This is a genomic window from Clostridium vincentii (assembly GCF_002995745.1).
Lineage (GTDB): Bacteria > Bacillota > Clostridia > Clostridiales > Clostridiaceae > Clostridium > Clostridium vincentii.
Window position 1 is genome coordinate 38,510 of record NZ_PVXQ01000003.1, and the last position, 12,671, is coordinate 51,180.

Annotated in this window: 12 protein-coding genes; all 12 read left to right on the plus strand. The window is 29.1% G+C overall.

All coding sequences use genetic code 11. From position 1 onward, the window contains the following. The first annotated feature begins 16 nt into the window (after positions 1 to 16). The 12 genes from CLVI_RS01890 (at position 17) to CLVI_RS01945 (ending at position 12,513) form a co-directional block, all read left to right on the plus strand. Complete coding sequence (locus tag CLVI_RS01890; protein WP_106058419.1) at positions 17 to 745, plus strand: GNAT family N-acetyltransferase; 729 nt, start codon at positions 17 to 19, stop codon at positions 743 to 745. Positions 746 to 816: 71 nt separating this feature from the next. Then, positions 817 to 1,950 carry an NAD-dependent epimerase/dehydratase family protein gene (locus CLVI_RS01895; protein ID WP_106058420.1) on the plus strand — a complete coding sequence of 378 codons (1,134 nt, stop codon included), beginning with the start codon at positions 817 to 819 and terminating at the stop codon, positions 1,948 to 1,950. Continuing rightward, a complete protein-coding gene (locus tag CLVI_RS01900; RefSeq protein ID WP_106058421.1) occupies positions 1,950 to 2,954 on the plus strand; it encodes a WaaS/CpsH family glycosyltransferase in 1,005 nt (334 codons plus the stop codon). The genes CLVI_RS01895 and CLVI_RS01900 overlap by 1 nt, the downstream gene beginning before the upstream one ends. A 17-nt stretch (positions 2,955 to 2,971) precedes the next feature. Continuing rightward, on the plus strand, positions 2,972 to 3,577 hold the full coding sequence (locus CLVI_RS01905; RefSeq protein ID WP_106058535.1) for a DapH/DapD/GlmU-related protein: 606 nt from the start codon (positions 2,972 to 2,974) through the stop codon (positions 3,575 to 3,577). Further along, positions 3,558 to 4,793 carry a glycosyltransferase gene (locus CLVI_RS01910; RefSeq protein ID WP_106058422.1) on the plus strand — a complete coding sequence of 412 codons (1,236 nt, stop codon included), beginning with the start codon at positions 3,558 to 3,560 and terminating at the stop codon, positions 4,791 to 4,793. The genes CLVI_RS01905 and CLVI_RS01910 overlap by 20 nt, the downstream gene beginning before the upstream one ends. Before the next feature lie 4 nt (positions 4,794 to 4,797). Continuing rightward, a complete protein-coding gene (locus tag CLVI_RS01915) occupies positions 4,798 to 5,334 on the plus strand; it encodes an acyltransferase (protein ID WP_106058423.1) in 537 nt (178 codons plus the stop codon). A gap of 11 nt (positions 5,335 to 5,345) precedes the next feature. Further along, entirely contained in the window at positions 5,346 to 6,461 is a 1,116-nt protein-coding gene (locus tag CLVI_RS01920; protein ID WP_170065569.1) for a glycosyltransferase, read from the plus strand. A gap of 7 nt (positions 6,462 to 6,468) precedes the next feature. Further along, entirely contained in the window at positions 6,469 to 7,866 is a 1,398-nt protein-coding gene (gene wzy / locus CLVI_RS01925; protein ID WP_106058425.1) for an O-antigen polysaccharide polymerase Wzy, read from the plus strand. A gap of 3 nt (positions 7,867 to 7,869) precedes the next feature. Then, positions 7,870 to 8,898: a glycosyltransferase family 2 protein gene (locus CLVI_RS01930; protein WP_106058426.1), complete on the plus strand. Its 1,029-nt coding sequence runs from the start codon at positions 7,870 to 7,872 to the stop codon at positions 8,896 to 8,898. Positions 8,899 to 8,926: 28 nt separating this feature from the next. Next, positions 8,927 to 10,027 carry a polysaccharide pyruvyl transferase family protein gene (locus CLVI_RS01935; protein ID WP_106058427.1) on the plus strand — a complete coding sequence of 367 codons (1,101 nt, stop codon included), beginning with the start codon at positions 8,927 to 8,929 and terminating at the stop codon, positions 10,025 to 10,027. A gap of 1 nt (position 10,028) precedes the next feature. Beyond that, positions 10,029 to 11,192, plus strand: coding sequence for a Coenzyme F420 hydrogenase/dehydrogenase, beta subunit C-terminal domain (locus CLVI_RS01940; protein WP_106058428.1), 1,164 nt, complete (start codon positions 10,029 to 10,031; stop codon positions 11,190 to 11,192). A 127-nt stretch (positions 11,193 to 11,319) separates the two neighbouring features. Continuing rightward, entirely contained in the window at positions 11,320 to 12,513 is a 1,194-nt protein-coding gene (locus tag CLVI_RS01945; protein WP_106058429.1) for a polysaccharide pyruvyl transferase family protein, read from the plus strand. Positions 12,514 to 12,671 lie beyond the last annotated feature (158 nt).

Consider the following 12,671-nt stretch of genomic DNA (forward strand, 5'->3'; position numbering starts at 1 on the left):
GGAGGTGGAATTATCAATGAAAAATAACAACATAGAGAGTTCAGTTACCTTCTATGAGTTACAATGGGATACAGATTATTTTGGCGTAAATTGCTCCAAAGCTATAATTCATAAACCTCTGACACTAGTGGAATGGTATGAATTAAAAGGGAGATTCAAAGATTATCAGTTTGTTACAATTGAGAATCGCAATTCGGAATCTACTAATGCACAATTGATTGGAAAGGATACATCAGCTTTTTTGGCAGATGTTAATATACAGTTCAAAAAGAATTTACATGACACGTATGATAAGGCACAGAATATTACAATTCATCAAGCATTAGAGCGGAATGAACAGGTTATTGAAATAGCAGAATTTCTATATTCAAAGTTTAAAGAAGACCCTGAATTAGTTAAACGAGGCGGGCATCAAGTTTATCATCAGTGGTTGATAAATTCATTCGGAAAGCTAGATAAATATTTTGCTTTATCAAAAAATGAAAATGGTGAGATTAATGGTTTTTTGCTACATTCATATTCAGATAATGCCTGTATAGTAGAACTTGTTGCTGTGTCAAAAAATGTGGTTCAAGGTGGCATTGGTACAAGTTTATTTAGAGCAGTAGAGTATGCAGCATATGAACGTGATTGTGATGAAATAAGAGTTGGTACTCAAGTGAGAAATATGGGGGCAATTAACTTTTATCATAAAGTTGGATGTAAACAAGTAGGGTGCCATCAAGTTTATCATTTGTGGAAATAAAGTAGTTATAGAAGATATATTTTAACTGTATCAATGAAGTTATTTAAAAATTTTAAAGGAGAATTTGAAATATGACTAATATATTAATCACAGGTGGTGCCGGATTTATTGGGAGTGACTTAGCATTAAAACTAAAAAACAAAGGATATAGAGTAACCGTTCTTGATAATCTTAGTCCGCAAATTCATGGTGAAAACCCAGATGATTCATATACATATAACTTGATTAAAGGAAAAGTGAATATTATTAAGGGGAGTGTTGCTAATGCGAATGATTGGAGAAAAGCATTAATTGACATTGATGTTGTTGTTCATTTGGCTGCCGAGACTGGTACTGGTCAATCTATGTATGAGATTGATAAATACGTTTCAACTAATATTGAAGGATCTGCTAAACTTCTTGAAGTACTTACTAATGAAAAAAATCAAGTCAAAAAACTCGTTGTAGCTTCTTCGCGTGCTGTATATGGTGAAGGAAAATTTGAATGTGAAAAGCATGGCATTGTTTATCCTGAATCTCGAATTGATGAAGATATGTCAAAAGGGGATTATGAAGTTAAATGCCCAATCTGTAAAAAAACAGTTACTATGCTTCCGACGGATGAATTATCGGAATTGCATCCAACGTCTGTATATGGCTTTACGAAACAGGCGCAAGAACAGTTATGCATGATTGTAGGAAAATCAATCGGTATTCCGGTTGTAGCTTATCGATTCCAAAATGTATATGGGCCTGGACAGTCATTGAAAAATCCTTATACTGGTATCTTATCGATTTTTTCGACTAGAATTAAAAATGGAAATGACATTAATATTTTTGAAGATGGATTGGAAACAAGAGATTTTGTATATATTGATGATATTACTGATGCGGTTATTTTAGGAATTGAAAAGGATGATGCTAATTACCATACGTTTAATGTTGGTTCTGGAGAGCAGACGGATGTATTAACGGTAGCCAATACGCTGAAAGAAAAATATAATTCTGACGTCCAGATTAAAGTATCCGGAAATTATCGACTTGGGGATATAAGGCATAATCTAGGGGATTTGAATCAGATTAATTCTTTACTTGGCTATAAGTCAAAGATTTCTTTTAAACAGGGGATTTCTAATTTCGTTGAATGGGTAGAAGGTCAAAAAGCGGAAATAGATAATTATGAAGCTTCTATAGAAGAGATGAAGAAGAAGGGGTTATATAAATAATGAATAAGGTTGATACAATTAAAGGAAAAAGAATATTGTTTATGACACCTCCATTTTTTGGATATGAAAAGATTATTCCAAATAAAATGAGAGAACTCGGTGCTATCGTAGATTATTATGATGCAAGAAGTATAACAAAAGCATTTGACAGAGCTTTGCTTAAAGTATCACCTAATATTTTTTCAGGAAAGACAAATAAATATTTCGAGAATATGTTGAATGAATTTAAGGGAAAAGATTATAATTATATATTAATACAAAATTGTGAGATGATAACTGGTGAAATACTAACTAAATTTAGAAAAGCATTTCCTAATGCAAAATTAATATTATATTTATGTGATACCGTTAAGAATATTAAAGGGATAACTAAAAAAAATAATTATTTTGATAATATATTATCTTTTGATTTAGGGGATACAAAGAAATATAATGATATGATATTCCGACCTTTGTTTTATGCGGATTGTTATCGTCAGGATATTAAATCAGATAATAAATATAAATATGATTTATGCTTTATAGGAACAATTCATTCAGATAGATATAAAGTAATTAAAAATGTAAAAAAAATTTGTGATCAATATAAAATGAAGTGTTTTATGCACTGCTATTTGCAAAGTGATTTTATATACATTTATTATAAATTAACAAAAAAAGAATTTTTCAATGCAAAGAAAAGTGAATTTACACATGAAAAGTTATCAAGTACTGATATTGCAAGGATAGTAAACGATTCAAGGGTAGTTCTAGATATTCAACACCCAAAACAAGCAGGATTAACAATGCGAACGATAGAGATGCTCGGAATGAATAAGAAACTTATTACAACAAATAAAAGTATTAAAGACCACGAGTTTTATAATGAGAATAATATATTAGTTATTGATAGGAAAAATGTAAGAATTGATAAATCATTCTTTAATAGCCCATATCAAAAAAATGATGATGATATTTACAATAAATACTCAATAGAATCGTGGTTGAGAGAAATTTTATTATGATAAGTGGGGATATGTTTATGAAAAATCAATATTCATTTTTAGAGTTTGTTTCAACAATATTTTCACTATTATGTACAAAACTGTTCTATAGACCAGCTCGTTTAATAAGGCGACCAATATATATAAGGGGAAAATCAAGTCTACAGATTAGGGAAGGGTTAACTACAGGTTACGCATGTAGATTTGATTTAAAAGGCCATAATCTCAAAACTCTTATAATTGGACAATATTGTAAAATGGGAGATAATGTTCATATAGTAGCCCTTGAAAAAGTAACCATTGGTAATAATTGTTTGTTAGCTTCTAAGATTTTTATTAGTGATACAAATCATGGTGATTATTCAATGCAAGGTCAGGATTCTGCACCATCAATTGCACCTAAAGATAGGCCGTTATATACAAAATCCGTATCAATAGGGAATAATGTTTGGATTGGTGAAAATGTATGTATTTTACCTGGTGTACGGATTGGAAATGGAAGTATTATTGGTGCTAATTCTTTTGTTAATAAGGATATTCCAGATAAGTGCATAGCTGTTGGTAGTCCTGCAAGAGTTATTAAAAGATATAATCTTGTTTCAGAAAGGTGGGAAAAGATTAACCATGAGAATTTTTCAGATTAATAGCCACTATAATCAAAGTGGAGCAGGGAAAATTGTAGCTTGTATACATAGAGAACTTAAAAGGCATGGATATGGTTCAATGGTAGCTTATGGTAGAGGCAAGGTTACTAATGAAGATGGTATTTATAGAATTGGTTCAAAGTTTGAATTAGCCTTTGAGGGTTTTAATACAAGATTTATTGGAATTAATGGTTTTACTTCATGGAACGCAACTAAAAAACTAGTGATGGAAATTGATAAATTTTGCCCAGATGTAATACATTTACACGGATTGCATGGCTACTATCTAAACTATAAAATATTATTTGACTACATTAATAGAAAAAATATTCCTTGTGTTTGGACTTTTCACGATTGCCATGCTTTTTCTGGAAATTGTGGATACCATTATGAGTGCGATAAATGGAAAACAAGCTGTTATGAGTGTCAGCATTTAAGAGAGTACCCTACTAGCTATTGGCTTGATCACACAAACTGGATGTGGGAACAGAAGAAAAATTTATTTACACAGACAGACAACAAAATAATAGTTTCACCATCTGAATGGATGACAGATGATGCAAAACAGTCGTTTTTTGGTAAATATAACTGCATCACAGTAAATAATGGAGTTGATACGGAAAATGTTTTTTATAAAAGAGACAAGAATGAGTGCAGAAAAAAATATGGTTTTTCTGTTAATGATAAAATAATATTGGGAATAGCATTTGGGTTTGATGATCCAAGAAAAGGTGTTAAGTATATTATACAAATGGCACATGATTTCAAAGACCAAAATATAAAATTTATCCTTATTGGATGGAATAAAAAGAATAACTATTTAATAGATAAATTATCAAATATTTTAACAATTCCATTTACAAATAATCAAGATGAGTTGGCTGAGTATTATTCGTTAGCTGATGCTTTTTTACTACCTTCATTGGCTGAAAATTATGCTACAGTAGCAATTGAATCTATGGCATGTGGAACACCTGTAGTTGGTTTTGATGTTGGTGGAGTTGCTGAACAGTTAACAGGTAGAAAAGGTATTACTGTTCCTGCTGCAGACCAATTGAAATTTAATGCTGCTGTTTTAAGTATTCTTGATGGAACAGCTCAATTATGTAATGATACTGAGATTGAAGACTATACAAAAGGAAACAATTCAATTTTAGGAATGGTTGAAAAATATTTGGAAATATACTATAAGGCTAGTCATATAGGAGGAAATTAAATATATGAACAAAATCAGAAAGATATTTTCGGTTATACAAAGATGGTTAGTTAAAAAGTTAGTGTACGTTGATGATGGTTTGTATATGAAGTATTATACAAATTACTTAAGAAAAATCGGAGTTGTAATTCATGGAACTCCTAAATTTATTAGTCCAGATGCATATTTTGATGGAACTGATTATTCTAAAATTGTTATTGGTGATAATGTCACAATCTCTAGAGAGGTTATGTTTTTGACACATGATTATTCAATTACATCAGCTTTGGCTTCAATTGGAGAGAAAATTCCAAGGGGTGGTGGAGAAGTATTTTTCCTTAAAGATATAACTATAGGTGAAAATTGTTTTATTGGTGCTAGAGTATCAATATTACCAGGAACAAGTATTGGAGACAATGTGATAATTGGTACATGTAGTGTAGTGAAAGGGAAGATTCCAAACAATAGTATAGTTGTTGGGAATCCGTATGAAATTATCGGGAAAACTGATGCGTATGCTATGCTCCACAAGAAAAAAAATGATTATCTTATAGAGAAATGATGGAGAGGTTAATGATGAATAAGATATTAGTAATGGTAGATAATTTGGAGATAGGTGGAGTAGCAAGAGTAGTACGTAATTTTTGTGATGCATGTTCTAAAAATTCTAATCTAATCTTTGATTATGTTATATATATAGAACCTAGTGAGGAAACATTAAATGAATTATCTAAGGCGAAAAGTAAATACTTTGTTATTCCAAGAGTAAGTGAGACTACAATATTTAAATATATAAATAATATAAGGTCAATCATAAGAAATAATGGAAAATATTCTGCAATTCATGCACACACAACATATTTTATATGGCTGGCTTGTTATGCAGCGAAAAAGGAGAAAATACCGGTAAGAGTAGGGCATGCTCATGGTTCGGAGGGGCCGTATAAGTCTTTAATAAGTAAAGTAGTTGAAAGTAGTGGAAGATTTTTAAATAGAAAATACTGTACGCATATGTTAGCCTGTGCTGAAACATCAGGTGAATACACGTTTGGATCTAGATTTGAATTTATTCCTAATATTATTAAGTACGATAATATTAAAAGGCTCACTAGTAAACAACGAAGTGATTATTATGAAGAATTCAATATACCAAAAGATGGAATTATTTTAGGGTACTTAGGTGTAATAGGCATGGTTAAAAATACAAAGTTCTTGATTCCACTAATGAAAAAAATTGTAGAGTCACATAAAAAATATTATATGATTTTAGCAGGTAGTGGACCAGATGAAGAAGTTATTAAAGATATGATAGATAAAGAAAACCTTACATCTTACGTTAAGCTTATAGGGCAACGCTCAGATAATTATGAATTATTGCAAATATTTGATGTATTGTTGATGCCTTCATTTTCAGAAGGAATGTCACTATCTATACTTGAATCCCAATTGTGTAGCACTCCGTGTGTTGTTTCTCCGGGGGTTCCAAAAACTAATAACATTCATATGAATTTATTTTATCAATGTAATTCCTATAATTATGACGATTGGGAGAAAAATATAAGGTTAGCTTATAAGAATAAGTGTAAAACTTCACTAGAACAAAGAATTAATATATTGGAGAATATTAAATATGATAAAGAAAGCATAGCAAAGAAATTAGTAGAAATATATAATGTTGTGAAAAAATGAGGTTATTATGGAAAATAGAAAATCAACTATTTCATCAAAGAAATTAATAGCATTAATGACGTATTTAGTAATAAGTACTTTACTGATTATAAAAATTAATACAACCAATATTGATACCATCACATATCTGTCATTGATTCAACTAGTTATAAATATAATGATAATGAAATTATTTGGCTTTAATGTATTCTCTTTGCCTGTATTGTTTGTCATATTTTCCTATATATTTCACTGCGGACAATTGCCATTAATAACCTTTAATATTGAGGCAGACAGACCATTTGATGTTATTAATTTGGTTGGTAATTCACTTTTTATTAAATCAATTTGGTTTTTTATGTCATCCCAAGTTTTTTTGGTTACTGGCATAATGCTTTCAAATATTAAGAAGGTTAAAAATATAGATAGGAATCAATTACCAGCAAGTAACCAAAAAACAGTTGCATATAGAATAGGAATAACTTTATTAATTATTGGAATTATACCAAGATTATATATTGACATTAAGCAATTTTCATTATATTTGGCTGGAACATATCTTGATGTATATGATATTGGTGTAGCAGGAATAACTGATGTTATTGCTTATTGTGCTCAGATTGGTGTTTTAATGATTATTATAGGGAAACAGGATAGGCCTAAATTTTGTAGAAAGGTTCTTATTCTAACATTAATATATGAGATTTTCACAATGATAAAAGGTGGACGCGGAACACAAGTAACATATATATTAGCACTTATTTTTATATATATGAATTTAGTTGAAAAAATAAAATTAAAGAGTTTAGTAACAAGTTTAGCTTTTTCTTATGTTGGGTTAGTGTTCATTAATTTTATTAGTGCAACTAGAAATTTAACCAATAAGAGTGTAAAAATTATGTGGAATAGTTTTCTAGATTTATTTATCCAATCTCCATTATTTAACGCTTTAGGTGAGTTTGGTGGAACAATGATCTCATTAGCATATAGCGTCAGTTTTATGCCGTCATATACAAATTTTAATTATGGCAAGACATATATATTATCATTATTAGCAGTAATACCAAATGTAGGAGGAATATTGGAACCAGCTAGAAATAGTTGGATTTTTGTAAAAAATTTTCCGCCAGGATACAGTTCATCTCTCGGAGGGTCGTATTTAGGAGAACTATATTTTAATTTCGGAAACTATGGAATTATATTTTCATTGTTAGTTGGAATATTAATCGGTGTGACAACATTTAGAATAGAATCTAGTATAAGAGAAAAAAACTGGATACGACTCTCAATATATATGATTCTCTTTCCTATAATGTTGTTGTGGACTAGAGGTTATTTTTCAGATATGGTTCGACGATTCGCATGGATTGGTCTACTAATTAGAGTCTTAAATTATGGTTATAGAAAAGAACAAGGAAAGGAATAAGATATGGAAATTAGCATCGTTGTACCAGTTTATAATGCAAAAAAGTATATAAATGAATGTATAGAATCAATTCTAAATCAGACAATCAATAATCTAGAAATTATATTAGTAGATGACGGATCAACTGATGAATCTGGTAAAATTTGTGATTATTATGCTGACTTAGATAAAAGAGTTATAGTTATTCATAAGAGGAATGAAGGGGTTTCTGCTGCACGAAATAGTGGTATATTATGTGCTTCAGGAGACTATATTCAATTCGTTGATAGTGATGACTATCTTGAAAGTGATATGTGTGAAATATTACTTTCAACTATTAAAAAGGATGAAAGTGATTTTGTTATTTGTGGATATAAAACTATTTCAGGTAAAAATGTATCTGAAAGTTATAGATTTGATTGCAAGAAAATTGATACACAAGAACTTTCACAATTGTTCTCATCATTATACGTTAATGTTTATTTAAATTCACCTTGGAATAAATTATACAAAAAGAGCTTAATTAAGACGTACTACAATACTACTGCTAAATTAGGAGAAGATATTTTATTTAATTTAGAATATATGAAGAATATAAAAAGCTTATCGATTATTCCAAATGCATTGTATTGCTATCGTGTAGACAATAATGTAAGCAGTGCATCTACCTTAAATAGAGAAAATATATTTGAAATTATTTTTCGTACCTATAATGCTATTTTAGATTTTTGTTATTTCAAATTTACTGAAAAAATAGAAATGAATGAAATAAGTAACTTTACTTTTGGCAAAATTTGCAAAGGAATGAAATTGCTTATAGCAAATAAGAATAAATTAAAGTTAGAAAAAATTGATTTGCTTAATATTTGGTGTGAATCAGATAATATGAACTTGGTTTATGAAAATTTAGATTGTAAAACACTCGTTTTACAAAATAAAATTTTATATAGTTTGATTAAAAAAAAGGCAATTAATAAAATTTATTTATACTGTTATGCTAATAATTTTATTAAAGACCATGCACGTAATGTAGTTAGATTTTTAGGGGAATGACTAAAAAATTACAAGGGAGGAAGATAGAATGAAAATTAAAACTATAACTTGTCATTTTGTGCATAACTACGGAGCTATATTACAAGCATATGCTCTTTCAAAACACATCTCAAACATTCTTCCTGATAGTGAAGTTGAAATTATTGATTATAGACCACCATATTTAGAAAATCCACATAAAATATTTAATGTTGGAGATAGTAGATATAGGAAAAATATTGTATTGAAAACTCTGTATAGAGTAAGAGTATTTCCTTATAGATATGCGACTACAAAGAATTTTAAAGATTTTATAAAAAAATATTTACCACTAACAGATAATAGATATCACACATATAAAGAATTATTAAACAATCCACCAATTGCTGATAAATATATATGTGGTAGTGATCAAATATGGAATTATAGAGAAGAAAATGGAAAGGATCCAGCATTTTATCTAAATTTCGTGAAAACAGGTAAAAAAATAGCGTATGCTCCTAGCTTCGCAGTATCAGAAATTAACGAAGATGAGACAAATATGGTTAAAAGATACTTGAAAGATTTTAAAGATTTGTCTATTAGAGAACAAGCTGGGGTAGAAATATTGAATTCATTAGGATATAAAAATGTACCTAGAGTTATTGATCCTGTATATTTATTGAATGCTTCTGAGTGGAGGGAAATAGAAAGCCCCTTAAGCTACAAGGATTATATACTTATATATAAAATTGAAAACAATAATGCAATATATGAATGTGCTAGGAAACTAGCTAGGAAGCACAATTTAAAAATAATTGAGGTAGGTTTTTCAGCAAAAATTGATGTAGATATAGATAAGTATCTATGTGGAGTTTCTCCTTCAGAATTTTTGTATCTATTAGATAATGCAAGGTATGTTGTTACCAATTCATTCCATGGTGTTTCATTCTCAATTATTTTTGAAAAGCAATTTATTACGATAAAAAGAAGTAAAACTAATTCAAGAATAGAAGGTATATTAAAAATTTGCAACTTAGAAAATAGAACTTATGATGAAAACAATGATATTAATGAATTTGAAGATATAATAAATTATTCAGAAGTGAATGATGGTTTACAAAAGGAAATTAACTATTCAAGAGAATATTTGATGAAAGTGTTGAAATAACATGAGAATAGATAGTAATAACATTAAGTGTTTTGGATGCAGTGCATGCTCACAAAAATGCCCAAAGAAATGTATAGAAATGGTTTTAAATTCTGAAGGTTTTTTATATCCAATTATTGATGAGAGCGAATGTATTGATTGCGGGATGTGTCAATCAGTATGTCCGATTGATAAGGGATATGATTCTAGCAGGAGCAAATGCTATGCAGCATATTCTAAAGACAATAGTTTGATTGAGAACAGCTCATCTGGTGGTTTATTCAAGGAACTTGCAGAAACTGTTCTTCAAAAAGAAGGCATGGTATATGGAGCTGCATTCGATAATCAGCTATGTTTAAAGCACTTTTCAGTTGAGAACAGAGATGAGATTCAAAGATTTATTGGATCAAAATATGTACAAAGTGATATAAATGAAACATACATTTCGGTTAAGAAAAATTTAAAGTATGGTAGGGATGTATTGTTTTGCGGAACACCATGCCAAATACATGGGTTGAAATTATTCCTAAAGAAAGATTATGACAACTTGGTGTTAGTTGATTTAGTATGCCATGGAGTACCAAGCCCTAAAATTTTCAAAGACTATATAAACAATATAGAAAAGAAAAAGCATATTAAAATAATGGACTTTAAATTTAGAAAGAAGAATAAATTTGGTGAATGTTATGGATTTGAGTACAGTGGTAAGAAAAAGAATAAAATTATTAGTAACTGCAGCATGGGAGCATTTACACCTTATGGAGTTGGTTTTTTTCAAGGCTTATGTATGCGAAAATCATGTTATCAATGTCCTTATAGTAGTATAAAAAGGAGTTCAGATATTACTTTAGGAGATTATTGGGGGATTAAAAAAATTCACTCACAATTTGCTAATATATGTGGGACATCATTAATTCTAGTTAATACAGTAAAAGGTGAAAAAGCTATAAGTGAAATTAAATCAAAAATTAATTTTATAGTTTCAGATATTAATCGAGCTAAAAAGTTTAATCATAATCTGCAGAAAGCTACGATCGAACCATTACAGAGAAAAGAGTTTTTTCAAGACTACAGTAAATACGGTTATGTTCATGTGGAAAATAAGTATTTAAAATCATTTAAAATACAACTTTGGCATTTTCGAAGTTGGTTGGGTCAAATTATAAGGAGTATATTAGGGAAATAGTATGAAGTCATTACTTATGTCGATAAGAAGAATAAATAACAGACAAAATTATCAATAGGCAATATACGGTACAACAAAGACCTTGATTTTAAATATAAATAAGAGGCATAAGTATGAGGGGGAGTAAATGAACATATATATCTACAATTGTTCTAATACATTTAACTATGGTTCCATGATGATGGGAGAGAACTTTATAAGTTATTTTAATAAAATAACAGGAACAAAAAATAATTATTATCTAGAAACTGTAGAGGAAATAAATATAAAGAGAATAATAGAGGCTACTGGTATTAATGAGATATACTCTGTGGGTATGAATTCCCTATTTAAAGAAGAATTAAATAAATATGATTATATGTTTTCTTATATGAAATTTAAAAAAGTAATATCTGGTTTTGCAAATGGAATTGATTTAGTAATTGTTTTAGGTGGAGATGATTTTACTGAATATTATGGTTGGAAAAGTCCCATAGTGAATGGAATAAAACTCAATTTATTAAAAAAAGAAGGTCTAAAAGTAGTTATGTTTGGACAAACCATGGGACCATATCATTCTTTTAGAAAGCCAATTATGAAACAATTACTAAGCAAAATAGATAAAATATATCCTAGGGATCCAATAACATATAATTATTTAAAAGAATTTGGATTAAAAAACATTTCAATTACAGATGATTTAGCGTTATTGCCACTTTCAAAGCAAGAGTTGAAAGAAAAAACTAAAAAATATATAACATATTGTCCAAGTGAGTTAATTTATAGATATTCAAAGGAAGGGAATAGACAGGATTGGATTGATTTTAATTTATTTATGATAGATAAAATAATGAACAAATATAAAGATAAAAAGTTAGTTCTTTTAGCACATGTTTTAAAGCCAGAGCATGTTGATGATAGAATTATTGTAAATGAACTTTATGGGTTAGTTAAGCATAAATATATGGATAGGATTATTATTGAAAATAATGAGATGTATCCTTATGGAGTAAGAAACTATATACAACAATCTTTATTTACGATATCGAGCAGAATGCATCCAGTGGTTTCATCAATACAATGTGAAATACCAGCTATAGCATTATCGTATAGTTCTAAATATTGGGGCATTATTGATGAAAGGTATGGGTTAGGAGAATATATTATAGATGTAAGATACCTAAGTTATGATGAAATGAAAGAAAAGTTTGTTTGTTTGATGGATAAAATAGAATTAGAATATGAACCAATACAACAAAAAATAAAAAACAAAAATAAATTAGCGAATGAGAATATTATGCAAACTTTAAGAGAGATAGTTGATTTAGATGATGGAAAATAAAGGGGTATGCAGTAAAAGCTAAAGATATTTTCGGTGAATATTACAGTTAGGTAGTAGGCTTGAATGTGAATGTGAATGTGAATGTGAATGTGAATGTGAATGTGAATGTGAATGAGACTCGTAATAAGTATAAATTTGTGAAGGCTGACGGTGTCGGT

Excerpts from the sequence above, each read along its gene's own strand:
- CLVI_RS01915 (WP_106058423.1), top strand. The coding sequence starts at position 4,798 with ATGAACAAAATCAGAAAGATATTTTCGGTTATACAAAGATGGTTAGTT.
- CLVI_RS01910 (WP_106058422.1), top strand. The coding sequence starts at position 3,558 with ATGAGAATTTTTCAGATTAATAGCCACTATAATCAAAGTGGAGCAGGG.
- CLVI_RS01930 (WP_106058426.1), top strand. The coding sequence starts at position 7,870 with ATGGAAATTAGCATCGTTGTACCAGTTTATAATGCAAAAAAGTATATA.
- CLVI_RS01905 (WP_106058535.1), top strand. The coding sequence starts at position 2,972 with ATGAAAAATCAATATTCATTTTTAGAGTTTGTTTCAACAATATTTTCA.
- CLVI_RS01900 (WP_106058421.1), top strand. The coding sequence starts at position 1,950 with ATGAATAAGGTTGATACAATTAAAGGAAAAAGAATATTGTTTATGACA.
- CLVI_RS01895 (WP_106058420.1), top strand. The coding sequence starts at position 817 with ATGACTAATATATTAATCACAGGTGGTGCCGGATTTATTGGGAGTGAC.
- CLVI_RS01920 (WP_170065569.1), top strand. The coding sequence starts at position 5,346 with ATGATGAATAAGATATTAGTAATGGTAGATAATTTGGAGATAGGTGGA.
- CLVI_RS01940 (WP_106058428.1), top strand. The coding sequence starts at position 10,029 with ATGAGAATAGATAGTAATAACATTAAGTGTTTTGGATGCAGTGCATGC.
- CLVI_RS01890 (WP_106058419.1), top strand. The coding sequence starts at position 17 with ATGAAAAATAACAACATAGAGAGTTCAGTTACCTTCTATGAGTTACAA.
- CLVI_RS01945 (WP_106058429.1), top strand. The coding sequence starts at position 11,320 with ATGAACATATATATCTACAATTGTTCTAATACATTTAACTATGGTTCC.
- CLVI_RS01935 (WP_106058427.1), top strand. The coding sequence starts at position 8,927 with ATGAAAATTAAAACTATAACTTGTCATTTTGTGCATAACTACGGAGCT.
- wzy (WP_106058425.1), top strand. The coding sequence starts at position 6,469 with ATGGAAAATAGAAAATCAACTATTTCATCAAAGAAATTAATAGCATTA.